This is a genomic window from Pseudomonas weihenstephanensis (genome assembly GCF_001043055.1).
Taxonomy (GTDB): Bacteria; Pseudomonadota; Gammaproteobacteria; order Pseudomonadales; family Pseudomonadaceae; genus Aquipseudomonas; species Aquipseudomonas weihenstephanensis.
In genome coordinates this window covers 653,370-678,107 of record NZ_JYLF01000003.1, presented here as the reverse complement: position 1 = coordinate 678,107, position 24,738 = coordinate 653,370, and the positions used below count along the sequence as shown (strand labels likewise).

Sequence of the window (24,738 nt, the reverse complement as noted above, 5' to 3'; positions counted from 1 at the left end):
AAAAATGCTTTATCTATGGCTCAAAGCCTTCCACATCATCAGCATCGTCTGCTGGTTTGCTGGCCTGTTTTACCTGCCGCGCCTGTTCGTATACCACGCACAAAGCGAAGACACCGTCAGCAAAGAACGCTTCAGCGTCATGGAGCGCAAGCTCTATCGCGGCATTATGGGCCCGGCAATGATCGCCACCCTGATCTTTGGAGGATGGCTAATCAGCCTCAACCCCAGTGGTTACTTCAGCCAAGGCTGGATGCACGCCAAGCTAACGCTGGTCGTACTGCTAATCGGCTATCACCATATGTGCGGCGCCCAGATCAAACGCCTCGCCCGCGGTGAAAATACCCGCAGCCATGTGTACTACCGCTGGTTCAACGAAGTGCCCGTCCTGTTTCTGATCGCTATCGTAATTCTGGTGGTGGTCAAACCGTTCTAACTGCATCTCATCTTTCATCGAGGTTATCCAATGTCACTGCCTGCTCTGCTTGAACAACGCTTGCGCCTGCCGGTGGTGGCCGCGCCGATGTTTCTGATCTCCAATCCGCAACTGGTACTGGCCTGTTGTCGCAATGGGGTGGTGGGCAGTTTCCCTGCACTCAACCAACGCGACAGCAGCGGGTTCAAAGCATGGCTTGAAGAGATCGAAGCAGGGCTGGCGTTGCTGGATAACCCGGCGCCTTACGCCGTTAACCTGATTGTGCACAACAGCAACGAAAGGCTTGAGGCCGACCTGGCCATTTGCATCGAACACAAGGTTCCGATCGTGATTACCAGTCTGGGCGCCGTGAAGGAAGTAGTGGACGCCATTCATGGCTACGGAGGCCTGGTGTTCCACGACGTCACCACACGCCGACATGCCGAAAAAGCGGCACAAGCCGGCGTCGATGGCCTGATTGCAGTCGCCGCGGGCGCTGGCGGGCATGCCGGTACATGGAGCCCGTTCGCACTGGTCGCTGAAATACGTCAGTTTTTCGACAAGACCGTGCTACTGGCAGGGTGCATCAACCACGGCCGGGAGATTCTGGCCGCTCAGGTGGTTGGCGCCGACCTGGCCTACCTGGGCACACGCTTTATCGGCACAACAGAAAGCCATGCACCCGATGCCTATAAAGAGATGCTGCTCGCATCCCGCGCAGCCGATATCATCCACACCCCGGCGGTATCAGGCGTGCCCGCCAGTTTCATGCGCAAAAGCCTCGAAACCGCAGGGTTCGACATGGCAGCCCTGAACAGTAAAGGCGAGGCTGGCAACAAACTGAAACCGCTCAGCGACGAAGCCAAAGCATGGAAAACCGTCTGGTCTGCGGGTCAGGGCGTCGGCGAGATTAGCGACCTGCCATCAACCGATCAGTTAATCGCCCGTCTGGATGAGCAATACCGTCAAGCGTTACACCTCACCCAGCAACTCTCCAGCCATTGGCCACACCCCCGATAGTTCAAAGCCCGCCCCTCGGCGGGCTAGTTTCTTGAGGCACCTGACAAGGAAGTAGCAATGCCGCACCTAAGTTTGAACAAAACACCTCACGAAACGTACGCCCCCCTGGACCCATTAGGGTTCAGCGGTCGAATAGGCCGCATGCGCTTGCTCGCCTGGAGCCTGGTACTTACCCTCATCACGTGGGTTGCGGTATTACCGGTCGCGCTTGCGCTAAAAGTGTCCTACACCCTGGGCTTCACGTGCGCGCTGGCCTTGATACTTGCTTACCTCATGACCCTGGTGAGGATCAGCGCACAACGCCTGCACGACCTTAACTGGTCAGCATGGCTGCTGTTGCTTCACCTGATCCCTGTAGCGACCTTTATTCTGTCCACGATCATGATCCTTACGCCCGGCACGCCCGGCCACAATCAATACGGTCCACCACCACCGCCCAACAGCACCGCAGTCAAAGTGCTGGCCTGGATCTCTATCATTTTGTCGGTTGTGCTTTTCGTTGTGGGGATCCTGCTCTTTGCGTTGGGCATTGCGACCTCGTTCATCGACGCAGCCACCAGCAACAGCCTGTAGACTGCGCACTTTAATGAACGCGCCAACGCCAGGGACAACATTGTCACCGGACTGCACCGTTGCGATGGAGAACAGCATGACCCGTTACGCTTTGATCACTGGCGCCTCAAGCGGCATTGGCCTGGCCCTGGCAGAAGCCCTCGCCCGTCGCGGGCGCAGTTTGATTCTGGTTGCCCGCCAACGCGATGCGCTGGAAGCCATTGCCCTCGAATTCACCCGCCGCTTTGGCGTTGAAGTGCTATTTCGCGCGTGTGATCTGGGCGAACCGTTGCGTTTGTCCGGTTTCCTGCTGGAGCTTGAAGAAGGCGACCGCCAGATCGACTTACTGGTTAACTGCGCGGGCATCGGCACCTGCGGCCCCTTCCTGGCCCACGACTGGAGCGCCGAGCAAGACCTGATCGAGCTCAATGTACTGGCGCTCACTCGCTTGTGCCACGCCATCGGCAACATGATGGCAGTGCAAGGTGGCGGGCAAATCCTCAACGTGTCATCGATCGCGGCCTATCAACCAGGTCCCTGGCTGAGCACCTATTTCGCCAGCAAAGCCTACGTGCTGCATTTTTCAGAAGGCTTGCGCGAAGAAGTCAAAAAGACCGGGATCAAGGTGTCGGTACTCTGCCCCGGTATAACCCGCACCGGTTTCTTCGATGCCGCCAACATGAATACCGCCACGGTCAAAAAAAGTCGTAACGCGCTCAGCCCTGAAGAAGTCGCGCTGTATACCGTGCGCGCCCTCGAAAAGAACAAGGCGATCATCATGCCCGGTTGGCGCAATCGTTGGTTAACCCGCATCCCGCGCGTACTTTCGCGATGGATGACACGCAAAATCGCCGCATCGGTTAACAAGTCTTACTGCCCACGTTAAGTCGGCTGGCCGCCAAACCGTCCTCTGGGTACACTCAGGCCGGACTTCACTTACGGAGATACAGCTTTGGATACTCTGTTCACCAAGATCATCAACCGTGAAATACCCGCCAATATCATCTACGAAGATGATCAGGTGCTGGCCTTTCACGACATCGCCCCACAAGCGCCGGTACATTTTCTGGTCATCCCGAAAAAACCGATCCGCACCCTCAACGACCTCACCGAAGAAGACAAAGCGCTGGCGGGCCACATCCTGTTCACCGCCCAACGCCTGGCGGTCGAACAAGGCTGCGAGAAAGGCTTCCGCGTTGTCATGAACTGCAATGAAGATGGCGGCCAGACCGTCTACCACATTCATATGCACGTTTTGGGTCAGCGCCAGATGAACTGGCCTCCGGGCTGATTTTTAACACTACGCCCTCGTGGGAGCCGCAACGCTCCCACTCACGCATGATCCAGCGCAAACCCTGCCCACCCGATTGGGGTAAACTGGCCGCCGTGATTTTTTCCGGAGGTAAGCATGACTACCCAACGTCACTACTCGCCGATTGACCGTCTTCTGTTACAAGCCGATACCGCGATGCGCACCTTGTTGCCATTCAGTGGCCAGCCGCATCGCCCGTCACCTGCCATCGTCAAACCTGAAAACCCGCTGGGTGAGCAGGCAACACGTCATGTTGCCGGGCTGATGCGTATCAACCACACCGGTGAAGTCTGCGCCCAGGCCCTGTACCAAGGTCAGGCCCTGACCGCCAAGCTGGCGCATGTGCGTGAAGCCATGGAGCATGCCGCAGAAGAAGAAATCGATCATTTGGCCTGGTGTGAGCAACGTATCCGCCAATTGGGCAGCCATCCAAGCGTGCTCAACCCGCTGTTTTACGGCATGTCCTTCGGAATTGGCGCGGTTGCAGGCTTGATCAGCGACAAGGTCAGCCTGGGATTTGTCGCCGCAACGGAAGACCAAGTGTGTAAGCACCTCAATGAACACCTTGAACAATTGCCTGCCGAAGATGAAAAGTCGCGCGCGATTCTTGAGCAAATGCGTATCGACGAAGAACGCCACGCGGAATCTGCACTCGATGCGGGCGGCTACCGCTTCCCTGCCCCGATCAAATTTGGCATGAGCCTGATGGCAAAAGTCATGACTAAAAGCACGTATCGTATTTAATTGTTCCTGCAAAACGCGCACAAAAAAGGCGGCTTACCTCACGGTAGCCGCCTTTTTTTATCAAAACCTTACGACATGTTGCGTGCGTAAAAGATTTCGAGCATTTCGTGCTTAACGCGTTCAGTGACCTGAGCACGTTGCTCCACCGAAAGATTGCTGGTGGCATCGCCGAACAGGTAGTTATCCAGTTCGAAGTCCTTGAGCAGCATTTTGGTGTGGAACAGGTTCTCCTGATACACATTCACATCGGTCATTTGATAACCGGCGCGGGTGTCTTCGGAGAGGTAGTTCTGGATCGAATTGATCTCATGATCAATAAAGTGCTTCTTGCCTTCCACATCACGGGTAAAACCCCGGACGCGGTAGTCGACCGTCACGATATCCGAATCAAATTTATGAATCAGATAGTTGAGAGCTTTAAGCGGTGAAATAACGCCGCACGTCGACACGTCAATATCCACACGGAATGTTGCAATACCGTCCACCGGGTGAATCTCCGGGTAGGTGTGCACCGTAATATGACTTTTGTCGAGGTGAGCCAGAATGGTCTCGGGCAGCGGGCCTGGGGATTCTTCGATCTGGCTTTCGGTAGGTGTTACCGGCTGCTCCGAAATCAGAATAGTCACGCTGGCGCCTTGGGGATCGTAATCCTGACGGGCGATGTTCAGGATGTTGGCACCAATGATATCAACCACATCTGTAAGGATCTGCGTCAGGCGTTCTGCGTCGTACTCTTGATTGATGTACTCAACGTATGCCTGCTGGTCTTGCGGGGTTTCCGCATAGCAGATGTCATAGATGTTGAAGCTCAAGGTCTTTGTCAGGTTATTGAACCCGTGGAGCTTGAGTTTGCTTTTCACCGTAATAAAACTCTCTATGTCGATGCGGCTCGGCCGCGTGATCCAGCATGCCCGTCAAGTGCGTAGGACGCACCTGCGTAGGACGGTTAACACCTCTTCGCGATGGCGATTTTGGTTATCTGTTAGGACACGTGACCGGGAGATATCCCCGCCACGACCCTTAAAAAAGTGGCGCATTATGCAGACGTCCGCGACTGATCGCCAGAGTCTGCAACGCTTTTATGAAAATTGAATGTCCACTCAAGCCAGTTCGATTATTTCGTAGTCATGGCTGATCGCAACGCCAGCCGCGCCGAGCATGATCGACGCCGAGCAATACTTCTCGGCAGACAGCTCGATAGCCCGTTTAACCTGCGTTTCTTTAAGGCCACGCCCTTTGACTACAAAGTGCAGGTGGATTTTGGTGAACACCTTTGGGTCTTCAGTGGCGCGTTCGGCCTCCAAAAAAGCCTCGCAACTTTCAACGGCCTGACGCGACTTTTTGAGAATGCTGACCACATCAAAGTTACTGCAACCGCCGAGTCCCAGTAACAGCATCTCCATCGGCCGCACACCCAGGTTACGGCCACCGCTTTCAGGCGGACCATCCATGACAACGACGTGGCCGCTGCCCGATTCACCCAAAAACATGGCTTCACCAGCCCATTGAATGCGTGCCTTCATTGCTCAGACTCCACTGGTTTAAAAGGGGCGCCAGCTTATCACAGGGCCGAAATTCGATGACTGACCAGCCTGAAGCGATTCTCTGACACAGCTCCAGGAAAATTCTGCAATCGGTAAAGAATTCGTCTGGTAAGCTGGCGCCAAATCGCTGGCGCCAGCCAGCAAGCGCTCTATATAAAAATAGATATAACCCTTACCGTGCACGCTTTCCGGGATACAACCATGGTTGCCCTTACTCCCATACCCAAGATCAAAAACCTCGACAAATTTCTGACTCATTGCCAGCGCAAACGTTATCAAGCCAAGAGCAATATCATTTGTGCCGGCGAGCGTTCGCACACCCTGTTCTTTATCGTCAAAGGCTCAGTCACCATCGTGATCGAGGACGATGATGGGCGTGAAATGATCATCGCTTACCTCAACAGCGGGGACTTTATTGGCGAGTTGGGTTTGTTCGAACAACCGGGCCTGGAGCAGGCGCGCAGTGCATGGGTCAGGGCCAAGACCGAATGCGAAGTTGCAGAAATCAGTTACGCAAAATTCAGAGAGTACGCGCATCAGGAACCTGAAATCCTTTACGCGCTCAGCGGCCAAATCGCACAGCGGTTACGTAATACCACGCGCAAGGTCGGCGATCTTGCGTTCTTCGATGTCACCGGTCGCGTTGCGCGCTGCCTATTGGAGCTGTGCAAGCAACCCGATGCCATGACTCACCCGGACGGAATGCAAATTAAAGTAACGCGTCAGGAAATCGGCCGAATAGTCGGTTGTTCGCGTGAGATGGTTGGGCGGGTGCTGAAGGATTTGGAAGAACAGAACCTGGTCAGCGTCAAAGGCAAGACCATGGTGGTGTTTGGAACTCGCTAGGGCTTGAGTAAGGGCGCCAGTATCTGCTGATAGCGGGCAGTGAGCTGCTCGAAAAAATCCGGTGCCGCACACACTTCATGCAACGCAATGTGACTGTCAGCACGACAACGCTGCGGCAAGTCACAGCGTTGATTGAACTGATTGACCGCCGCCACCATCGATTCGCGTTCGTTATCGAGCAGTAATGCGCCGTGAACCAAGCACACGGGCCGCTGGCCACCCTGACTCTGGCGCCAGCGTTGAGCAGTCCCCACCAACTTGCGAGCGTTCAGATTGACATTGAAACGGCCATCGCAAAAAGCCCCTTCAACCTCACCCAATGACGCAGTACCGCCCAATTCGGTCAACAGATCACAGATCGGCTGACACAGACGACGGTAAGCCGTTTCGATCCGGCCGTGATCGCCTTCGCTGCGAGGCGGTGCGTAGACCAATGCGATGTTCACCGTTGAGGCCGACTGCGGAACGGGTTCGCCGCCGGTTTCACGCAACAGGATCGGCCAGCCACTGGCGGCCAGCTCGACACTCGCGTGCTCAAAACCTGGTGAACGACTCAAGCGCCGAGGCATGACCAGCGACCGGTCAGTGGGCTGCCAGAACAACACACCCGCCTCTAACTCGCCAGCGCAGACCGCCGCCAGCAAATCCTGCTCGGCCTTAAGACCGGCTTCGACGCTAAGTTGTTGAATGACGGTCATGGGATTCCTGCTCAAAATCTGTAGCCACTGGGCGCTGGCAATCGCAGCCCCGTGCCTCGACAGCGGCTACAGGGATTAATCCAGTGTTGAGCCGGTGATGGATGTCCCGCGCTCCGGGAAGAACAAACGCTGCAACTCAGCACCCGGGTTTTCCGCACGCATGAACGCTTCGCCGACCAGGAACGAATACACCTCGCTGATCTCCATCAGCTCAACATCGGCGCGGTTCAGAATACCGCTCTCGGTGATTACCAATCGATCACGCGGCACACGCGGCAACAAATCCAGCGTGGTTTCCAAACTCACCTCAAAGGTGTGCAGGTTACGGTTGTTGATCCCGACCAGCGGCGTGTCCAATGTTTTCAGTGCACGCTCCAGTTCGTCGCCATCATGCACTTCTACCAACACGTCCAGTCCGACGCTTTTAGCCAGGGCGGCCAGCTCGGCCATTTTCACGTCATCCAGTGCAGACACGATCAGCAACACACAGTCGGCGCCCAACGCACGGGCTTCAACGATCTGATACGGATCGATCATGAAATCCTTGCGGATCACCGGCAGCTTGCACGCAGCACGTGCCTGTTGCAGATAGGCGTCAGCGCCCTGAAAGTAATCAATGTCAGTGAGTACCGACAGACAGGTCGCGCCGCCTTTCTCATAACGTTGCGCAATATCGGCAGGCACGAAATGCTCGCGAATCACCCCTTTGCTCGGCGATGCCTTTTTGATTTCGGCAATCACCGCAGGCTGTTTCAACTTGGCCTGCGCCAGCAAAGCCTTGGCGAAACCACGTACAGGATCAGCCTGAGAGGCCAGGCGTTCAACTTCGGCAAAGCTCACGCGGGCGCTGCGCTCAGCCACTTCCTGAACCTTGCGCGCCAGAATGCTTTCCAGAACGGTTGGCACACTCATGCTTCATTCTCCTGCTTGAAAATCGCGGTAAACGCGCCCAGTTCTTCCAGCTTTTCGCGGGCCAGCCCGGTGTGCAGCGCATCGTGCGCCAGCGCCACACCTTCTTTCAGAGTGTAGGCAAGATCAGCAGCGTACAACGCAGCGCCCGCATTAAGTACGATCATTTCAGCGGCTTTCTGGCCGGCCTCTGTTTTACGGCGGCCCAAAGCATCGCGGATCAGTTCCAGCGAGTGTTCAGGGCTGTCGACCACCAGCCCAAACAGGCTTTGGCTCTTGATACCCAAGTCTTCAGGCTGCACCCAATACTCGGTGATTTCGCCTTTACGCAGCTCGGCCACAAACGTGGGCGCCGCCAGGCTGAACTCGTCCAGACCATCTTGCGAATGAACCACCAGCACATGCTTGCTGCCCAGGCGTTGCAGCACTTCAGCCAACGGACGGCAGAGCGCCTGATTGAACACGCCGACCACTTGATGCAACACGCCAGCCGGATTCGTAAGCGGGCCAAGCATATTGAACAGGGTTCGCAGCCCAAGATCGCGACGCGGGATGGCCGCGTGCTTCATGGCGCCGTGATGGGATTGGGCAAACATGAAGCCGATGCCCACGCTGTCGATGCACCGTGCAACTTGTACCGGTGTGAGGTTCAGGTACACACCGGCCGCTTCGAGCAAGTCGGCGCTGCCACTTTTACCGGACACGGCACGATTGCCATGCTTGGCCACCGTGCAACCGGCGGCCGCGATCACCAATGCCGAAGCCGTGGAGACGTTGAAAATATTCGCCCCGTCGCCGCCGGTGCCAACAATGTCGACCACGCCATCGAGGGTATTGAGTTCGACCTTGTCCGCCAACTCGCGCATTACGGTGACGGCACCGACGATTTCGTCGATGCTTTCACTTTTCATACGCATGCCCATCATGAAAGCGCCAATCTGCGCCTCGGTGCATTGGCCGGTCATGATGTCGCGCATGACATCGCGCATTTCATCAGTGGTCAGGTCCAGATGACCGACGATACGGTTCAGGGCAGTCTTGATATCCATATGAAGTCCTTAGCGCGTGCCGCCGGTTTGTTTAAGAAAATTGGCGAACAGTTCATGACCTTGTTCGGTCAGGATCGATTCAGGGTGAAATTGCACCCCTTCGATATTGAGTGTTTTGTGGCGCAACCCCATGATCTCGTCCACCGAGCCATCCGCGTGTTGTGTCCACGCTGTCAGCTCCAGGCACTCAGGCAGGGTTTCGCGCTTGACCACCAGCGAGTGATAACGGGTGACGGTCAATGGGTTGTTCAATCCTTCGAACACCCCCGTATTGAGGTGATACACCGGGCTGGTCTTGCCGTGCATGACTTGGCGTGCGCGAACCACGTCCCCGCCAAAAGCCTGGCCGATAGACTGATGACCCAGGCACACGCCCAGAATCGGCAGCTTGCCCGCAAAGTATTTGATCGCTTGCAATGAGATGCCCGCCTCGTTCGGCGTGCACGGGCCGGGCGACACCACAATGCGCTCAGGGTTGAGCGCCTCGATCTCGGCCACGGTCAGTTCATCGTTGCGCACCACCTTGACCTCTGCACCCAGCTCGCCGAGGTACTGCACAACGTTATAAGTAAAAGAGTCGTAATTATCGATCATCAGCAACATGGCACAGCTCCTCAGGCGTCGGACGCGGGGGTTTGTTCAGCGAGCGCTACGGCGCGAAACATCGCGCGGCGTTTGTTCAGCGTCTCTTCCCACTCCAGGGCCGGTACCGAGTCGGCGACAATGCCGCCGCCCGCTTGCACATGCAATTCACCGTTCTTGATCACCGCCGTACGAATAGCGATGGCCGTGTCCATATTGCCGTTCCAGGCGAAGTAACCGACCGCGCCGCCATAGACACCGCGCTTGACCGGTTCCAGCTCATCAATGATTTCCATCGCCCGAATTTTCGGTGCACCCGACAACGTTCCCGCAGGCAAGATCGCACGCAACGCGTCCATCGCCGTCAGCCCGCTTTTCAGCTGGCCCGTGACGTTGGACACAATGTGCATCACGTTGGAGTAACGCTCGATGACCATTTTTTCAGTGAGCTTGACCGAACCGATCTCAGACACCCGGCCCGTATCGTTGCGGCCCAGATCGATCAGCATCAAGTGTTCGGCGATTTCTTTATCGTCACTGAGCAGGTCTTGCTCCAGCGCCAGATCAGCCTCTTCGGTTGCACCGCGCGGGCGCGTACCGGCAATCGGGCGCACGGTGATCAGGTTGTCTTCAACCCGCACCAGCACTTCCGGCGAACTGCCCACCACGTGGAAGTCACCAAAGTTGAAGAAGTACATATAAGGCGTCGGATTGAAGCAGCGCAACGCACGGTACAGATCAATCGGCGCTGCCTTGAAGTCGATGGACATGCGCTGCGAGGGGACGACTTGCATACAATCGCCCGCGAGGATGTAGTCCTTGATTGTGTCGACCGCTTGCTCGTAATCACCCTGGGTGAAGCTGGAGCGGAACACCGGGTCCGCTGACTGCTGAGCCGTAAAGTCCAGACCGCGACGCGGCGCAATCGGCTGACGCAACTGCTCAAGCAATGCCTCAAGCCGCGCCTGGCCTTCTTCATAAGCATCAGGTTGCGCCGGATCAACCAACACAATCGCGTGCATCTTGCCCGCGAGGTTGTCGAACACCACCACGGCATCCGACACCATCAGCAGAATGTCCGGCACGCCCAGCGGATCAGGGTTCGGGCATTTGCCGAGGCGCTTTTCCACATAACGCACACAGTCATAGCCAAAATACCCCACCAACCCGCCATTGAAGCGCGGCAAACCGGTAATGGTCGGCACGTTGTAGCGCGCTTTAAAGGCCTCGACAAACGTCAGCGGGTCTTCAACCTCGTGCGCTTCAATCTCGACGCCGTCGTGGGTCACGCGAACCTGATGCTCATGCACACGCAATACCGTGCGGCACGGCAAGCCAATGATCGAGTAACGCCCCCACTTCTCACCGCCCTGCACCGACTCCAGCAAATAGGAGTTGGGCTGGTCAGCCAGTTTCAAGTAGATCGACAGCGGCGTGTCGAAGTCGGCCAGGGTTTCGCGGGCAAGCGGGATACGGTTATAGCCGGCAGCGGCCAAACGCAGGAATTCTTCACGGATCATGAGGTGCCTCGTGGTCTGAGGGTCAAACAGTCAGGTGTGCAAACGTGCCGGCTATCCGGCCAGATTCAAGTCAGGCGCGCCAACGCCAACGGGCCAGGGCCTTGATAACTTTCATCCAGAGTTTGCGAGTGACCACCACGATGGAATCTCTACGAGAGGGGTGAACAGAAGTGCCCAACGTTATCTCAGCCGCCGAATCTAAGCAACCGGCTATCAGCTCTTGCAGGTTACCGATCACCATGTCCGGCGACTCTTCTTCAATCGGGCGACCGTGGTTATAGCCATAATTGAGCGCCACACAACGCACACCTGCGGCCTTGGCAGCCAACACGTCATTGCGTGAATCACCAATAAACATTGATTGCTGCGGGGTGACGCCGGCCATTTTCATCACGAACAACAGCGCTTCGGGGTCGGGCTTTTTCTGCGGCAACGTATCGCCACCGATAATCCAGCGAAAAAAGCGCCCCAGCTTCAATTCATCCAGCAGCGGTGCCACAAAGCGCTCAGGCTTGTTGGTGATCAGGGCCATCTCGACGCCCTGTTTTTGCAGCCACTTGAGACTTTCGCGCACACCGGGATAGACCTTGGTCTGACCATGGCCGCCATCGTAGGCCTCCATGAAAATCTCCAGTGCGTGCTCGGCCTCGGCGTCGTCGACACCCGAGGCCTCAAGATTGCCCGCCAACGCACGGCGTACCAGCATCGGCGCACCGTTGCCGATCCACATCTTCACGTTTTCAAGACCGGCAGGCGGACGGCCCAACTTGAGCAGCATGGTTTCTACGGCCGAGGCCAGGTCTGGCACCGAATCAATCAGCGTGCCGTCCAGATCGAACATCACCAGCTTGGGCAATTGCCCCTGAAGGAGCTGCTCAAAACCGCTCACGGACGCGCCAACGCAAGCTCGGCACGCATTTTCTGAATAACTTCTTCGTAGTTGGGCGTGTTGAAAATAGCCGAACCCGCGACGAACGTGTCAGCACCCGCCTCAGCGATTTGACGGATATTGCCGACATTCACGCCGCCGTCGATCTCCAGGCGAATATCACGGCCCGAAGCATCGATCAGCGCCCGCGCTTCACGCAGTTTGTCCAGAGTGCCGGGGATGAACTTCTGGCCGCCGAAGCCCGGGTTAACGCTCATCAGCAAGACCATATCGACCTTGTCCATCACATACTTGAGCACGTCCAGCGGGGTCGCGGGGTTGAACACCAGCCCTGCTTTGCAGCCGCCTTCGCGGATCAATTGCAGCGAGCGGTCGATGTGCTGCGTGGCTTCGGGGTGGAAGGTGATGTACGTCGCGCCGGCTTCGATGAAGTCGCCGATGATCCGATCAACCGGGCTGACCATCAGATGCGCGTCGATTGGAGCGGTCACCCCGTACTTGCGTAATGCGGCGCATACCATCGGGCCGATGGTCAGGTTAGGGACGTAATGGTTGTCCATGACATCGAAGTGAACGAAGTCAGCACCCGCAGCGAGTACGTTGTCTACTTCTTCGCCAAGACGGGCGAAATCGGCAGAAAGAATCGATGGGGCAATAGCGAAGGGCTGCATGACGCACCTTTTAGTGAGCTAAACACGGTGGCGCGCATTGTATACCGCGCGCCCCGACGCGCACACCGCCTTGCGGCCGCTACGCGACCGATCGCAGCCTTCGGCAGCGACTACATAGGCATACATCGCTGCCGAAGGCTGCGATAAGGCCCAACAGCGTCCTGCAATATCTTGCCAATAAAGGCACAAGGCGTTGCCTGATAACCCATCTAACTTTAGAAAACATCCCTCTTCACGAAGGCAAAGGAATGCCAAAATCCTACAACAGCAAACACCTACTCAAAGGCCGCTACTCCGAACCCGGCCGCATCTATATGCTCACTACCGTCACCGACCAACGACGACCCGTATTCAGTGACTTCCATCTGGGCCGCCTCGTGGTCAACCAACTCCGACAAGCTCACGACGAAGGCATCGTTAACTCACTCGCCTGGGTCGTAATGCCTGATCACTGCCATTGGCTCGTAGAGTTACGCACAAAGTCGCTGGGTGAGTTGATGTGCCGAATAAAGTCGCGCAGCAGCGTCGCTGTCAATCTCGCCACCCAATCCACAAGCCGGCTATGGCAAAAGGGCTATCACGACCGAACCTTGCGCCGGGAAGATGATCTCAAGGCCGCCGCCCGCTACCTGATCCAAAACCCGATCCGCGCTCAGTTGACCTCGCGGATCGGCGATTACCCCCTGTGGGACGCCTGCTGGATTTAGACCTGTGCTGTACGCAATTTCTCACTGCGCCCGCGCAACCACTCCAGCGTCAGTAGCAACACGACGGAGAACGCAATCAGCAGCGTGGCCGCTGCGGCAATGGTGGGGCTGAGGTTTTCACGGATGCCGCTGAACATCTGGCGCGGCAACGTCGCTTGCTCCGGCCCGGCCAGAAACAGCGTCACCACCACTTCATCAAACGAGGTGGCAAAGGCAAAAAGAGCACCTGAGATCACGCCCGGCGCAATCAGCGGTAAAGTCACCCGGCGAAAAGCGGTCAGCGGCGAAGCGCCCAAACTGGCCGCCGCCCGCACCAGGTTTTGGTTGAACCCCTGCAACGTCGCCGACACGGTAATGATCACAAACGGCACGCCCAGCACCGCATGCACCACGATCAACGAGAAGTAGCTGTTACCCAGCCCCAAGGGCGCGAAAAACAGGTAGCTGGCCACACCAATAATCACCACCGGCACCACCATCGGCGAGATCACCAGCGCCATGACCAGCGCTTTGCCGGGGAAGTCACCACGGGTCAACCCAATCGCCGCCAACGTGCCAAACACCATTGCCAACACCGTGGCCGCCGGGGCCACGATCACACTGTTTTTCAATGCGCGCATCCATTCGGCCGAGGCGAAGAAGTCCTGATACCAATGCAACGAAAAGCCCTGCAACGGGTAAACCAGAAAACTTCCGGAGTTGAACGACAACGGAATGATCACCAGCACCGGCAAGATCAAAAACAACAGAATCAGCCCGCAAAGGATGCGCAAGCTGTAGAACCACACCCGTTCAACGGGGGACATGTAAGGGCTCAGCATGGCGGCCTCCTTAATTCAGACGCAGGCGGGTGGCGCCCACCAGCCAGTTGTAAATCAGGTACAGCACCACCGTCGCCAGTAGCAGCAAACCGCCCAACGCCGTGGCCATGCCCCAGTTGATGCTGGTATTGGTGTAGAACGCCACGAAATAACTGACCATTTGATCGTTAGGGCTGCCCAGCAATGCGGGGGTGATGTAGTAGCCAATGGCGATGATGAACACCAGCAGGCAACCGGCACCGACACCGGCATACGTCTGTGGGAAATAAACGCGCCAGAAGCTGGCAAATGGATGACATCCCAGTGAGATCGCTGCCCGCATATAGGTCGGCGAAATACCCTTCATCACGCTGTAAATCGGCAAGATCATGAACGGCAATAGGATGTGCACCATCGAGATATAGACCCCGGTGCGGTTAAACACCAACTCCAACGGTTTGTCGATGACGCCCATGCTCATCAGGGCACTGTTGATCAGCCCCCCAGATTGCAGCAAGACGATCCAGGCCGCGACGCGCACCAGCACCGAGGTCCAGAACGGCAGCAGCACCAGAATCATCAACAAGTTGCTTTGGCGTGCGGGCAAGTTGGCCAGCAGGTACGCCAAGGGGTAAGCCAGCACCAGACAGATGCAGGTGATGACCAATCCCATCCAAAAGGTACGGGCGAAGATGTCCAGGTAAATCGCCTGATCCGGTGTAGCCGGAGCCACTTCGCCGAGGTCATCAATACGATGATCGACCGCTGCCAGCAGGTAAAACGGGGTCACGCTTGAGCTATTGCGCTTGATCGCCTGCCAATACGCCGGGTCGCCCCAACGCTCGTCGAGGGTTTCCAGTGCGTCTTTGTAAGATGCCGGCACCGCCTTGAACGGCAGCGCTTTGGCAGTTTTCATCAACAGGCTGCGGTAGCCTGCCAACTCCATGTTCAGACGTTTGGACAAATCGCCCAATACTTGATTCTTGCGTGCCTCGGCCAAGTCCTCGCTGAGCGCCAGATACACCGGCTCAGCCGGTAAGCCTTTGCCATCCCAGCCGTGCACCGCCACCACGGTGCGAGGCAAGCCTTCGACCACTTCCGGGTTGCCGACACTTTTGTACAACAGCGCAGCAATCGGCACCAAAAACACCAGCAGCAGAAAGATCACCAACGGTGCAATCAACGCCTGCGCCTTCCAGCGATTCACACGCTCGGCATGCGCCAGGCGCTTCTTCAAGCTGGGGCTGGAGACTTCGTTCAAGGGGATGGCGAGGGCCATGGCGAACTCCGCAAATCTTTAAACAAGGGCGACACGCCCTGACCGGGCGCGTCGGGTATCAGCGATGCTTACTTGGCAGCCCACGCGTTGAAACGTTGCTCCAGTTGCTCGCCGTTATCAGCCCAGAAGCTGACGTCGATCTGCACCTGATCCTTGATGTTTTCAGGCGCGGTCGGCATGTCGGCTTGCACCTCTTTAGGCAGCAGCGGCATGGCCTCTTTATTCGCCGGGCCATACGCGATGTTTTGCGAGTACACACTCTGCTGTTGAGGTTGAAGCGTGAACTGCATGAACTTTTTCGCAGCCTCAGCTTTGGCCGGGCTCAAACCTTTCGGGATGGCCCACGCGTCGAAGTCGTAAATGCCGCCGTTCCACACGATCTTCAGGTTGCTTTCTTTTTGCACCGCAGCGATGCGGCCGTTGTACGCCGAACTCATCACCACATCACCCGAGGCCAGGTACTGCGGCGGCTGTGCACCGGCTTCCCACCACTGGATGCTCGGTTTCAACTCGTCGAGCTTTTTGAAGGCGCGGTTCTGACCGTCCTTGCTCGCCAGCACCGTGTACACATCTTTGGGCGCAACCCCGTCTGCCATCAGTGCAAATTCCAATGTGTACTTGGCGCCTTTGCGCAGCCCGCGTTTGCCGGGAAAGGTTTTGGTGTCCCAGAAATCCGCCCAACTGGTCGGCGCGGTTTTCAGCTTGTCAGCGTTGTAAGCCATGACCGTGGACCATACGAAGAAGCCTGCGCCGCATGACTGAATGGCGCCAGACACGTACTGATCGGGATTACCAAACAGTGCCGGGTCCAGTTGCTCAAACATGTCTTCGTCACAACCACGGGACAGTTCAGGCGATTCAACCTCAACCAAATCCCACGAGATGCTTTTGGTGTCGACCATCGCTTTGATCTTGGCCATTTCACCGTTGTACTCACCGGCGATGATTTTGCCGTCGCCGCGAGCTTCCCAGGGCGCGTAAAACGCTTTGACCTGAGCGGCCTTGTTCGCCCCGCCAAACGAGACCACGGTCAGGTCAGTGGCCGCCAGCGCATTGGCGGCGCACAACAGGCCCATACTCAGGACCGATAATTTCAGGGATTTATGCATGGTGTTCTCCACAGGGTTGGTGAAGCCGGGGCGATTAATTCGCCTCTAAGAGAGGGTCCAGCGCACGTACGTGTTCAACCTGCCAACCGAGCGGCACCACGTCACCGACGGCCAGCGTCGGGTCCAGTTCGGCAATCGGCTGTTTCACAAAAAAATCGTTCTTGCCGCAAACTTCCAGGCGCACCCGCACGTGGTCGCCCAGGTAGATGAACTCTTCAACTCGCCCCGAGAAACGGTTCACGCAGGACTCACTGGCGCCGTTGAGGCTGATGCGCTCCGGGCGGATCGACAGGGTCACCGGGTCGCCGGTGCGCCCCACATTCACCGCCAGCGCTTGCACCTTCTCACCGCGACCCAATTCGACCACGCAGCGCTCGCCGTCCTGACTGTGCAGGCGGCCATTGAGGCGGTTGTTTTCGCCGATGAAATTGGCAACGAAGGTGTTTTTCGGCTCTTCGTAGAGGCTACGCGGCGGGGCAATTTGCTGGATTTCACCTTGATGGAATACCGCCACCCGATCCGACATGGTCAGCGCTTCGCCCTGGTCGTGAGTCACGTAAACCACGGTCACACCGAGGCGCTGGTGCAGGTGTTTGATCTCCATCTGCATGTGCTCGCGCAGTTGCTTGTCCAGCGCGCCCAACGGCTCGTCCATCAGCACCAGCTGCGGTTCGAACACCAGCGCGCGCGCCAGTGCCACCCGCTGTTGCTGGCCGCCCGAAAGTTGCGCCGGGTAACGTTGGGCAAACGCCTCGAGCTGCACCATGCTCAACACACGCTTGACCCGCTCACTGATATCCGTGCGGTTGAGGCCGCGCACCGACAGCGGAAAGCCCAGGTTTTCGGCCACGGTCATGTGCGGAAACAGCGCGTAGTTTTGAAACACCATGCCAATGTCGCGCTTGTGCGGCGGCACGTTATTGATCGAGCGGCCCGCCAGCAGGATTTCACCCGCGGTGGGCGTTTCAAAGCCTGCGAGCATCATCAGGCTGGTGGTTTTGCCCGACCCTGAAGGCCCGAGCAAGGTCAGAAACTCGCCTTTACGAATGTCCAGATTGAGGTCTTTGACGATCAGGTTTTCGCCGTCATAGCTTTTTTGCACGCCACGAAAGCTGACCAAAATGTCATTCGACCCAGCGCTTGCACCGACCTCACTCATAGCCACACCTTTTGTTTTGGACTGCTGTAGCCCAAGACTAAAGAAGGCGCCAACCCGCAGAAATCGGGGCGCAGGAGAGATTCACATGAGGCAGTTGGAAGATTAGGGGTAGGGCGTGCCCTACACAGACGTCGCGTTTAAGACAGTGGAACGCTTACGGCCAAGCACGATGGCAAATCAATGATACAAAACTGTCGTAATCAGACACGCCCCACTCGGTAGTCGCTGCCGTTGCGTTTGGGTATTTCACACCAGCTTGTGTTCCATCGCGTACTTCACCAACTCCGCCAGCGAGGTGACGTTGAGTTTTTGCATCAAGCGCGCCTTGTGCGTGCTGATGGTCTTGCTGCTCAAGGCCAGCTGCTGCGCGATGTCATTCACGTTTACGCCCTGCGCCAGGCGCTCGAATACAGAAAACTCTCGCTCCGACAACGACGCATGTAACGGCCGCGAATCAGTCAGGCCCACTTCAAACACCATGCGATCCGCCAACTCCGGGTCAATGTAACGCCCCCCTGCCGCCACTTTGCGAATCGCCGTGAGCAGCAACGCCGGATCGCTGTCCTTGGTCGCATACCCCGCCGCACCAAATTTCAACGCCCGCGCCGCCATCTGCGCTTCGTCGTGCATCGATAACACCAAAATCGCGGGGGGGTTGTTCAAGGCTCGTATCCGCGGGATCGCTTCCAGGCCGTTGACACCGGGCATCGAAATATCCAGCAGCACCACTTCGCACGGCACATGACGCAAGGTTTCCAGCAGTTGCTCGCCATTGCTCGCCTCCCCCACTACCAGCAAGTCCTTGGCCAGGCCAATCAATTGCTTGATGCCTTCACGCACGATGGTGTGGTCTTCCGCTACCAGTACACGAATCACAGGTATTTCCTCATCAAGGTCATTTCGACGGCTGAACCAGCGGCACCCGCACATTCAGGGTGGTGCCTTCGCCCGGCACACTGTGCAGCGACAGCGTACCCCCCAACATCAATACGCGTTCGCGCATGCCCACCAACCCGAAAGAGGTTGGCCTGCCGGTGGCGGGAACAAACCCCAGGCCATCATCGCTGATGGTCAGGCACAGCGATTGTTGTTCAATGCTTAAGGTCAACTCAACGGTTTGCGCCTGAGCATGGCGCATCACGTTGGTCAGCGCCTCCTGCAAAATCCGGAACAGACCTACTTCCTTGGCAGCACTCAACGGCGGTAAATGTTCAGGCACCTGCACCAGACACGGAATTTGCGTACGCGCTTCAAAGCGCTGCGCCTGCCATTCGATGGCAGAACTGATGCCCGCGTCCAGAATGGGCGGGCGCAAGGCCGTGGCCACATCACGCACCAACTGAAACAGCTGAGCGATGAGCTTTTTCATACTGTTCAGGCGTTCGCGCAGGCCGGGGTCGAGGTCGGCATACGCCAGCTCACACATGGACGTTTCGAGTTTGAGCACGGTCAACATCTGCCCCAGCTCGTCGTGCACTTCGCGGGCGATACGTGCTTTTTCTTCTTCACGCACACTCTCAAGGTGCGCCGACAGTTCACGCAATTGCCCACGCGAGCTGTCGAGTTCCAGTTCAATGCGCTTGCTTTCGCTGATATCCCACACAATGCCGTCCCACACCACGGTGCCATCGCCCAGCCGCCGGGTGATGGCCTTGATCTCGGCCCAGCGCTGCTGACCATCGCGCGTAACGATGCGACCTTGCCACGCCCAGTCGCTGTCGCTGTCCAGCGCCAAGTCCTGCACGCGGTGGTAATCCGCCTTGTCGTCGGGATGTACCAGGCTGCGCAAACCGACTTCGCGTTTACGTAACGTCGCGGGCGAGAAGCCGGCCAAACTCTCACTGCCTTCACTGATGTAGGGGAAGTCCAACTCACCCGTAAGCAGTGAGCGCTCCAGACGAAACACCAGCCCCGGCACATTGGCCGCGATGCCTTGCAAGCGCGCATCACTCTCTTGCAGCGCGGCCTGCACGCGACGGCGTTCAGTGATGTCATTGAGGTACACGACCAAGTACTCCGCCGCCTGAAAGCGCAGAAAGCTGAGGGTAATGTCCGCCGGAAACGTGCTGCCGTCGGCACGCACACATTGGCTTTCAAAGCGCTGCGCGCCGTCTTCACTGGCCCGTGCGCGCTTCCACAAACCGAGCCAGCGGTCCATCGTCAGCCCCGGTTCAAAATCACTCAAGGGTCGCTCAAGGACCGCACCCGGCGCACACCCGAGCATGTGCTCGGCGGCCTGATTGGCATAGCGCACGTGACTGTCCCAATTGACCCACAGAATGCCGACCGGGCTTTGGTCGATCGAAAACTGGGTCAGGCGCAACGCTTCGGCGCTCGCGACACGCAGCGCGATGTCTTCGCGAGCATTGAGCAGCGCCCGTTCCAGCGCGGTTTGCTGACGCCGCTGCCAGTACACAATCGCCATGCACGCCAACAACAATGCACCGATCAACAGGCTCAGGTTTTGCCAAAAGCCGGGCGAAGGGCCCAGGTGGGGGTATTTGGGCTGCAACCAGCGGGCATGCAGTTGCTCCATGTCGCGTGCCGGTATCGCATGCAGCCCGCGTTCGACGATCCCGGCCAGCTGCGGCCAATCGCGTCGGGTCGCCACGCGTAACAATTGCGGCAAACCGATATCGCCCACCACCGCTAACCCGGCGAACTCCGGCTCAACTGACAAGCGACTGAGTTGCGCTTCATCAATCACAGCATAGGTCGCTTGCTGGCTGAGCAACAATTGCAACGCCTGACGCTCCAGCGGCACGCCTTGCAAATTGAGTCCCGGGTAGCTGCTGCGTAAAAAATCCGCCGTCGCACTGGGCATGCGCACCGCCACGCGAATCTGGCTGTCGAGCCGCTCCAGATCGACCGCTCCGTTGCCGTTGCGCTCGCCTACCACCAACTGCGGCACCCGCATATACGGGTCGGAAAACAGCCACAGGCGCAACCCTGCCGGTGTTTGGGTCAGGCCCGGCACCAGATCAATCTCCCCGGCGCGGGCCGCTGCTTCAAGGTGCGCCAGATCCGGATAATTGCGCCAGCGCAACTCAACGTTCAACGCCTGCGCCAGCCACTTCATCAGCTCCACATTGGCCCCGGAGAGCTGCTGCAAACGCTGATCAAATTTAGCGTAGGGCGCTTGCAGCACCAGGCCGACCCGCAACTGCGGGTGCTGCGCCAGCCAGTGTTGTTGCTCAACGCTCAACTGCGCCGCAGGCACGGGCGCTGCATGGCTCATCAAGGGCAGCCAGAACCAGCCGATAACCAACAGATAGCAAAAACGTGTCATCTGAACGCTCACCCCCTGACAAATACTGATCAACCCTTTAGGCTGCCGGGATTACTTCTGGCCTGGAAAAACTGATGTCTTCTTACCGTCTGGCGCTGCCAGCCCTGTGCCTGTCGTTACTGCTGCCCTTGGCATTACCGGTGTACGCTGCTGAGCCGCAGCCCGCTGCCGAGCCTGCACAACCTCAACCTGTTGAGCGTCAGCCCTTGCTCGAACGTAGCCAGGAAGACGCGACTGCGCTTGAACGACAGCTCCCGCAGCACGAACAGCAACAGCTGCAAGCGGGTGAGGACACCTTCCTTGCGCTGTGGAAACCCGCCAACAGCAACGACCCCAGCGGTGCAGTGATTATCGTGCCCGGTGCAGGCGAAACCGCTGACTGGCCGCTGGCCATCAGCCCGCTGCGCAACAAACTGCCGGACGCCAACTGGGCCAGCCTGAGCCTGAGCTTGCCAGACCTGCAAAGCGAAGCCAGTCAGGCGCGCACCGTTGAACCCGAGAAATTACCTACGCCACAAGCGCCAGACAGTAGCAGTAAAGACGCCAGCACCACAGCCAAACCTATCGAACAGGCAGCCAGCGTCGGCACTGAAAACCCGGCGCCGGACGTCACGCCCCTCGCCACGCGTGAAGAGATGAACACCGCCGATGCCGAGCGCATCTTCGCCCGTATCGAGGCAAGCATTGCCTTCGCACAGCAGCAGAATGTGCGCAGCATCGTATTGCTGGGGCACGGCACGGGGGCGTATTGGGCGGCACGCTATGTGGCCGAAAAACAACCCGCGCACGTGTCGAAACTGGTGATGGTGGCCGCGCAGACACCGGCTCAGGCCCAGGCGGACTTGAGCCAAATGACCCCGACGCTCAAAGTCGCCTTGCTGGACGTCTTCTATAAAGACAACGCTATGGCGCGTAAAGCGGCCCTGCAACGGCTGCAAGCCAGCAAGCGGGTGAATGGCGGAGAGTTTAAACAGGTGGCGTTAGCGGCGATTCCAGGCAACCGCGAGGCCGAGCAAGAACAGTTGTTTCGCCGAATTCGCGGCTGGCTCAGCCCGCAGCCTGTGGATAAGTAACGCTCAAAACCCGCGACGCTGGCGGATCAACGTGTAAGCGTGATGCAGCTCGCGGGTCGTCTCGGTCGCCTCAAGCACTTGGGAGGGGCTTGCACCGGAGCCTGCCACCTTGTCCGGGTGATGACGGCTGAGCAAACGTCGATAGGCGCGCTTGATCTGCGCCGGATCACTCTGGTCGGTGACGCCCAACAGCTTGAGCGACTCTTGATACGTGCCGCCACGCGTTGCCAGCGGCCTTTTTTGAGGCTCGTAATCAGCGCCCAACGCTTGAATCTGTTGCGGGGTCCAACCCAGCCAACGCCCCCAGCGCACAATCAATTCACGCTCCCGGGTGTCGACCCGGCCATCGGCAATGATCATCCGCCAGCACGCGCGCAAAACACCTTCTGCGGCGTGTGGCTGTGACTTGAGGCGCCGCAAATAACCGCGCAATGACTCATTGCCAGACTTGCCACGATTGAAGGCGCCAATCGCCCGCTTCTGCGCAGGCGCGCTCATGTCGAGCAAACGCATCTCTTGGCGCGCCTGCTCAATGTGTTTATCCACCACTCGCCCACCGCTTTTGGCCAGACGACCGAGCAACACAAACAGCAGTTCGTCATTGCGCAGCACTGCACGTCCGCCCAGCCGTTCGCGCAGATGCGCCCAGCTGTGCAGTTGCAGGCGCCGGTCCAGCGCCTGCCCCAGCAATGCACCGAGCATGGCCCCCGGAATACTGGCTATCAAAAAGCCACCTCCGGCTCCGATCAGGGTCCCTGGCCACAGCATAATTAGTGAGCGCCCTTGATCAAGGTCTCAACCTCAGCCAAACGCTCATGCGTACCTACATCTACCCAATGCCCTAGCAAACGCTCTCCTGATACACGGCCGGCGGCCATGGCTGTACGTAATAACGGCGCCAACTTGAACGCGCCGCCCGTGCAGCCGCTGAACAACTGGGGGCTGAGTACAGCGATGCCGCTGTAGGTCAGCGTGGGCGCGTTCGGTTGTGCATCTTTGATCTGCGAGTCCATCAGGCAAAAATCACCTGTGGGGTGGTGCGCCGGGTTATCCACCAGCACCAAATGCGCAAGCCCGGCAAGCGGCTGGCGCAGGGCGCTAAAGTCATAGTCGGTCCAGATATCACCGTTCACCACCACAAACGGGTTATCGCCCAACAACGGCAATGCTTTAAAAATCCCGCCGCCGGTTTCCAAGGGTTCGCCCTCAGCGGAGTACTGAATGCTGACACCCAACTGTGAACCATCACCCAAGTGATCTTCTATCTGCTGACCGAGCCAGGCGTGATTGATCACGATCTCGCTAAAACCTGCGGCGGCCAGCGCACGCAGGTGGTACTCGATCAGAGGCACACCGCCCGCACGAATCAGCGGTTTTGGCGTGTGCAGGGTCAAGGGGCGTAAACGCTCGCCTTTGCCCGCAGCCAGAATCATCGCCTTCATAGGGGCGCCTCGGCGGGCTGACGCAGACTGACAAACAGCTCACCCAATTGCGCCAGTTCAGGACGGCGCGCCAGTACCGCTTCTATATAGGTGAAGAAGCGCGGCACATCCTCCAGGTAACGCGGCTTGCCGTCGCGGTGGCAAATACGCGCGAAGATACCGATCACCTTCAAATGACGTTGCACGCCCATCAGGTCGCTGGCACGCAAAAAGTCCTGCAAGACCGGCTGCACGGGAATCGCCAGATGACGCGCGCTCTCCCAATAGTTGCTCAGCCACTGCAATACCCGCTCCTCTGGCCAACTGAGGAATGCATCCTTGAACAAGCAGGTGATGTCATAGGTCACCGGGCCATATACCGCGTCCTGGAAATCCAGCACGCCGGGGTTGGGGATGCTCAACATCAGATTGCGCGGCATAAAGTCGCGGTGCACCAGCACTTTGGGTTGTGCCAGGGCGCTGTCGATCAACAGATCGCTGACCTGCTGCCACAGCGCCTGCTGTTGCTCATCCAGCTCAATGCCCAAGTGACGGCGTACGTACCATTCAGGGAACAACTCCAGCTCGCGGCGCAGCAAGGCCACGTCATAGCTGGGCAATGGCTCGGTCATTGGCAACTGCTGAAAGGCCAGCAGCGCTTCAATGGCGTCGTCGAACAGCTCATCGGCGTTATCTTCATTAATAACGTCAAGAAAGGTTTTATTGCCCAGGTCATTGAGCAAAAGAAACCCGCGTTCGAGGTCCTGAGCAAAAATTTTCGGCACATTTATTTCGCTTGTGCGCAGTAATTCGGCGATATCGACGAAAGGTTTGCAGTTTTCCTGGGGGGGCGGAGCGTCCATGACGATAAAACTGCGACCCTCGGCCTCCCAGCGAAAATACCGCCGAAAGCTCGCATCGCTGCTGGCCGCAGTCAACGTGGCCGGGGGTACGAGGCCCCAACCTTGATTTAAAAACAGGGCAGATAATTGCTCATCGAGCCAAACTTTCAGGTGTTGCAGGCGTACATCTTGGTCAGGCATTGCGTGGGTCTCCGACGGCCCTAGCCGTCAAGCGGGTCATGCTTTATTATCCAGCATCTTTTCCAGACCATCGAGAGGCGTGCGGTCCCCCACCGCGGGCTGATGGCACG

Annotated in this window: 27 protein-coding genes; 9 read left to right on the top strand and 18 right to left on the bottom strand. The window is 57.8% G+C overall.

The features are described 5' to 3' along the window. The first annotated feature begins 4 nt into the window (after positions 1-4). The 6 genes from hemJ to coq7 all read left to right on the top strand — a co-directional run bounded on the left by hemJ (position 5) and on the right by coq7 (position 4,040). Positions 5-433, top strand: coding sequence for a protoporphyrinogen oxidase HemJ (hemJ, locus tag TU86_RS10745; protein WP_048364264.1), 429 nt, complete (start codon positions 5-7; stop codon positions 431-433). A 30-nt stretch (positions 434-463) separates the two neighbouring features. Further along, complete coding sequence (locus tag TU86_RS10740; protein WP_048364263.1) at positions 464-1,432, top strand: NAD(P)H-dependent flavin oxidoreductase; 969 nt, start codon at positions 464-466, stop codon at positions 1,430-1,432. 57 nt (positions 1,433-1,489) lie between these two features. Continuing rightward, the gene (locus TU86_RS10735; RefSeq protein ID WP_048364262.1) at positions 1,490-2,005 is read left to right on the top strand and encodes a DUF805 domain-containing protein; all 516 of its coding nucleotides are present in this window, start codon (positions 1,490-1,492) and stop codon (positions 2,003-2,005) included. Between the two features lie 76 nt (positions 2,006-2,081). Then, positions 2,082-2,870, top strand: a complete 789-nt coding sequence (locus tag TU86_RS10730) for an SDR family NAD(P)-dependent oxidoreductase (RefSeq protein ID WP_048364261.1) — start codon at positions 2,082-2,084, stop codon at positions 2,868-2,870. 66 nt (positions 2,871-2,936) lie between these two features. Beyond that, complete coding sequence (locus TU86_RS10725; RefSeq protein WP_048364260.1) at positions 2,937-3,275, top strand: histidine triad nucleotide-binding protein; 339 nt, start codon at positions 2,937-2,939, stop codon at positions 3,273-3,275. 117 nt (positions 3,276-3,392) lie between these two features. After that, positions 3,393-4,040: a 2-polyprenyl-3-methyl-6-methoxy-1,4-benzoquinone monooxygenase gene (coq7, locus tag TU86_RS10720; RefSeq protein WP_048364259.1), complete on the top strand. Its 648-nt coding sequence runs from the start codon at positions 3,393-3,395 to the stop codon at positions 4,038-4,040. A gap of 68 nt (positions 4,041-4,108) precedes the next feature. On the opposite strand, the gene speD is transcribed toward coq7, so the two are convergent. Together speD and TU86_RS10710 are read right to left on the bottom strand one after the other, a co-directional pair. Then, complete coding sequence (gene speD, locus TU86_RS10715; protein WP_048364258.1) at positions 4,109-4,900, bottom strand: adenosylmethionine decarboxylase; 792 nt, start codon at positions 4,898-4,900, stop codon at positions 4,109-4,111. A gap of 240 nt (positions 4,901-5,140) precedes the next feature. Further along, a complete protein-coding gene (locus tag TU86_RS10710; protein WP_048364257.1) occupies positions 5,141-5,563 on the bottom strand; it encodes an OsmC family protein in 423 nt (140 codons plus the stop codon). A 222-nt stretch (positions 5,564-5,785) separates the two neighbouring features. On the opposite strand from TU86_RS10710, the gene crp reads away from it, so the two are divergent. After that, the gene (crp, locus tag TU86_RS10705; protein WP_048364256.1) at positions 5,786-6,430 is read left to right on the top strand and encodes a cAMP-activated global transcriptional regulator CRP; all 645 of its coding nucleotides are present in this window, start codon (positions 5,786-5,788) and stop codon (positions 6,428-6,430) included. Here the strand turns inward: crp and TU86_RS10700 are convergent. The 7 genes from TU86_RS10700 to rpe form a co-directional block, all read right to left on the bottom strand. Then, positions 6,427-7,128 carry a lipoate--protein ligase family protein gene (locus TU86_RS10700; RefSeq protein WP_048364255.1) on the bottom strand — a complete coding sequence of 234 codons (702 nt, stop codon included), beginning with the start codon at positions 7,126-7,128 and terminating at the stop codon, positions 6,427-6,429. The genes crp and TU86_RS10700 overlap by 4 nt on opposite strands. Positions 7,129-7,203: 75 nt before the next feature. Next, positions 7,204-8,040 carry an indole-3-glycerol phosphate synthase TrpC gene (gene trpC / locus TU86_RS10695; RefSeq protein WP_048364254.1) on the bottom strand — a complete coding sequence of 279 codons (837 nt, stop codon included), beginning with the start codon at positions 8,038-8,040 and terminating at the stop codon, positions 7,204-7,206. Next, complete coding sequence (gene trpD, locus TU86_RS10690; RefSeq protein WP_048364253.1) at positions 8,037-9,086, bottom strand: anthranilate phosphoribosyltransferase; 1,050 nt, start codon at positions 9,084-9,086, stop codon at positions 8,037-8,039. Before trpD ends, trpC begins: the two co-directional genes overlap by 4 nt. Positions 9,087-9,095: 9 nt before the next feature. Continuing rightward, entirely contained in the window at positions 9,096-9,689 is a 594-nt protein-coding gene (locus TU86_RS10685) for an aminodeoxychorismate/anthranilate synthase component II (protein ID WP_048364252.1), read from the bottom strand. A gap of 11 nt (positions 9,690-9,700) precedes the next feature. Further along, entirely contained in the window at positions 9,701-11,188 is a 1,488-nt protein-coding gene (trpE, locus tag TU86_RS10680) for an anthranilate synthase component I (protein WP_048364251.1), read from the bottom strand. A gap of 70 nt (positions 11,189-11,258) precedes the next feature. Continuing rightward, positions 11,259-12,077, bottom strand: a complete 819-nt coding sequence (locus tag TU86_RS10675) for a phosphoglycolate phosphatase (protein WP_048364250.1) — start codon at positions 12,075-12,077, stop codon at positions 11,259-11,261. Then, positions 12,074-12,748 carry a ribulose-phosphate 3-epimerase gene (gene rpe, locus TU86_RS10670; protein WP_048364249.1) on the bottom strand — a complete coding sequence of 225 codons (675 nt, stop codon included), beginning with the start codon at positions 12,746-12,748 and terminating at the stop codon, positions 12,074-12,076. Before rpe ends, TU86_RS10675 begins: the two co-directional genes overlap by 4 nt. A 248-nt stretch (positions 12,749-12,996) precedes the next feature. Here rpe and TU86_RS10665 point away from each other — a divergent pair, with 248 nt between their 5' ends. Continuing rightward, entirely contained in the window at positions 12,997-13,455 is a 459-nt protein-coding gene (locus tag TU86_RS10665) for an REP-associated tyrosine transposase (protein ID WP_048364248.1), read from the top strand. Here TU86_RS10665 and TU86_RS10660 read toward each other — a convergent pair. The 6 genes from TU86_RS10660 to TU86_RS10635 all read right to left on the bottom strand — a co-directional run bounded on the left by TU86_RS10660 (position 13,452) and on the right by TU86_RS10635 (position 21,091). Next, positions 13,452-14,276 (bottom strand): ABC transporter permease, encoded by an 825-nt coding sequence (locus TU86_RS10660; RefSeq protein WP_048364247.1) that lies wholly within the window; start codon positions 14,274-14,276, stop codon positions 13,452-13,454. The genes TU86_RS10665 and TU86_RS10660 overlap by 4 nt on opposite strands. A gap of 10 nt (positions 14,277-14,286) precedes the next feature. Next, on the bottom strand, positions 14,287-15,534 hold the full coding sequence (locus tag TU86_RS10655; RefSeq protein WP_048364246.1) for an ABC transporter permease: 1,248 nt from the start codon (positions 15,532-15,534) through the stop codon (positions 14,287-14,289). A gap of 68 nt (positions 15,535-15,602) precedes the next feature. After that, the gene (locus TU86_RS10650) at positions 15,603-16,643 is read right to left on the bottom strand and encodes an ABC transporter substrate-binding protein (protein ID WP_048364245.1); all 1,041 of its coding nucleotides are present in this window, start codon (positions 16,641-16,643) and stop codon (positions 15,603-15,605) included. Positions 16,644-16,677: 34 nt separating this feature from the next. Beyond that, a complete protein-coding gene (locus tag TU86_RS10645; protein ID WP_048364244.1) occupies positions 16,678-17,802 on the bottom strand; it encodes an ABC transporter ATP-binding protein in 1,125 nt (374 codons plus the stop codon). Between the two features lie 246 nt (positions 17,803-18,048). After that, entirely contained in the window at positions 18,049-18,732 is a 684-nt protein-coding gene (locus tag TU86_RS10640) for a response regulator (protein WP_173427009.1), read from the bottom strand. Beyond that, the gene (locus tag TU86_RS10635) at positions 18,698-21,091 is read right to left on the bottom strand and encodes a PAS domain-containing sensor histidine kinase (protein WP_048364242.1); all 2,394 of its coding nucleotides are present in this window, start codon (positions 21,089-21,091) and stop codon (positions 18,698-18,700) included. The genes TU86_RS10640 and TU86_RS10635 overlap by 35 nt, the downstream gene beginning before the upstream one ends. Positions 21,092-21,165: 74 nt before the next feature. On the opposite strand from TU86_RS10635, the gene TU86_RS10630 reads away from it, so the two are divergent. After that, complete coding sequence (locus TU86_RS10630; protein WP_048364241.1) at positions 21,166-22,164, top strand: alpha/beta hydrolase family protein; 999 nt, start codon at positions 21,166-21,168, stop codon at positions 22,162-22,164. Between the two features lie 3 nt (positions 22,165-22,167). Here the strand turns inward: TU86_RS10630 and TU86_RS10625 are convergent, their stop codons facing one another. The 3 genes from TU86_RS10625 to TU86_RS10615 are packed head-to-tail and all read right to left on the bottom strand — an operon-like array spanning position 22,168 to position 24,628. Continuing rightward, positions 22,168-22,932 carry a TerB family tellurite resistance protein gene (locus tag TU86_RS10625; protein WP_048364240.1) on the bottom strand — a complete coding sequence of 255 codons (765 nt, stop codon included), beginning with the start codon at positions 22,930-22,932 and terminating at the stop codon, positions 22,168-22,170. 2 nt (positions 22,933-22,934) lie between these two features. Beyond that, positions 22,935-23,606, bottom strand: coding sequence for an N-acetylmuramate alpha-1-phosphate uridylyltransferase MurU (gene murU, locus TU86_RS10620; RefSeq protein ID WP_048364239.1), 672 nt, complete (start codon positions 23,604-23,606; stop codon positions 22,935-22,937). Beyond that, a complete protein-coding gene (locus tag TU86_RS10615; protein WP_048364238.1) occupies positions 23,603-24,628 on the bottom strand; it encodes an aminoglycoside phosphotransferase family protein in 1,026 nt (341 codons plus the stop codon). The genes murU and TU86_RS10615 overlap by 4 nt, the downstream gene beginning before the upstream one ends. Positions 24,629-24,738 lie beyond the last annotated feature (110 nt).

Coding starts and splice junctions, on each gene's coding strand:
- TU86_RS10655 (WP_048364246.1), bottom strand. CDS start 15,534: ATGGCCCTCGCCATCCCCTTGAACGAAGTCTCCAGCCCCAGCTTGAAG.
- TU86_RS10660 (WP_048364247.1), bottom strand. CDS start 14,276: ATGCTGAGCCCTTACATGTCCCCCGTTGAACGGGTGTGGTTCTACAGC.
- TU86_RS10650 (WP_048364245.1), bottom strand. CDS start 16,643: ATGCATAAATCCCTGAAATTATCGGTCCTGAGTATGGGCCTGTTGTGC.
- TU86_RS10685 (WP_048364252.1), bottom strand. CDS start 9,689: ATGTTGCTGATGATCGATAATTACGACTCTTTTACTTATAACGTTGTG.
- trpD (WP_048364253.1), bottom strand. CDS start 9,086: ATGGATATCAAGACTGCCCTGAACCGTATCGTCGGTCATCTGGACCTG.
- TU86_RS10630 (WP_048364241.1), top strand. CDS start 21,166: ATGTCTTCTTACCGTCTGGCGCTGCCAGCCCTGTGCCTGTCGTTACTG.
- TU86_RS10665 (WP_048364248.1), top strand. CDS start 12,997: ATGCCAAAATCCTACAACAGCAAACACCTACTCAAAGGCCGCTACTCC.
- coq7 (WP_048364259.1), top strand. CDS start 3,393: ATGACTACCCAACGTCACTACTCGCCGATTGACCGTCTTCTGTTACAA.
- TU86_RS10735 (WP_048364262.1), top strand. CDS start 1,490: ATGCCGCACCTAAGTTTGAACAAAACACCTCACGAAACGTACGCCCCC.
- TU86_RS10625 (WP_048364240.1), bottom strand. CDS start 22,932: ATGCTGTGGCCAGGGACCCTGATCGGAGCCGGAGGTGGCTTTTTGATA.
- rpe (WP_048364249.1), bottom strand. CDS start 12,748: ATGCAGCCCTTCGCTATTGCCCCATCGATTCTTTCTGCCGATTTCGCC.
- TU86_RS10645 (WP_048364244.1), bottom strand. CDS start 17,802: ATGAGTGAGGTCGGTGCAAGCGCTGGGTCGAATGACATTTTGGTCAGC.
- TU86_RS10615 (WP_048364238.1), bottom strand. CDS start 24,628: ATGCCTGACCAAGATGTACGCCTGCAACACCTGAAAGTTTGGCTCGAT.
- trpC (WP_048364254.1), bottom strand. CDS start 8,040: ATGAGTGTGCCAACCGTTCTGGAAAGCATTCTGGCGCGCAAGGTTCAG.
- TU86_RS10730 (WP_048364261.1), top strand. CDS start 2,082: ATGACCCGTTACGCTTTGATCACTGGCGCCTCAAGCGGCATTGGCCTG.
- TU86_RS10710 (WP_048364257.1), bottom strand. CDS start 5,563: ATGAAGGCACGCATTCAATGGGCTGGTGAAGCCATGTTTTTGGGTGAA.
- trpE (WP_048364251.1), bottom strand. CDS start 11,188: ATGATCCGTGAAGAATTCCTGCGTTTGGCCGCTGCCGGCTATAACCGT.
- TU86_RS10635 (WP_048364242.1), bottom strand. CDS start 21,091: ATGACACGTTTTTGCTATCTGTTGGTTATCGGCTGGTTCTGGCTGCCC.
- TU86_RS10700 (WP_048364255.1), bottom strand. CDS start 7,128: ATGACCGTCATTCAACAACTTAGCGTCGAAGCCGGTCTTAAGGCCGAG.
- murU (WP_048364239.1), bottom strand. CDS start 23,606: ATGAAGGCGATGATTCTGGCTGCGGGCAAAGGCGAGCGTTTACGCCCC.
- TU86_RS10640 (WP_173427009.1), bottom strand. CDS start 18,732: ATGTGCGGGTGCCGCTGGTTCAGCCGTCGAAATGACCTTGATGAGGAA.
- hemJ (WP_048364264.1), top strand. CDS start 5: ATGCTTTATCTATGGCTCAAAGCCTTCCACATCATCAGCATCGTCTGC.
- TU86_RS10740 (WP_048364263.1), top strand. CDS start 464: ATGTCACTGCCTGCTCTGCTTGAACAACGCTTGCGCCTGCCGGTGGTG.
- crp (WP_048364256.1), top strand. CDS start 5,786: ATGGTTGCCCTTACTCCCATACCCAAGATCAAAAACCTCGACAAATTT.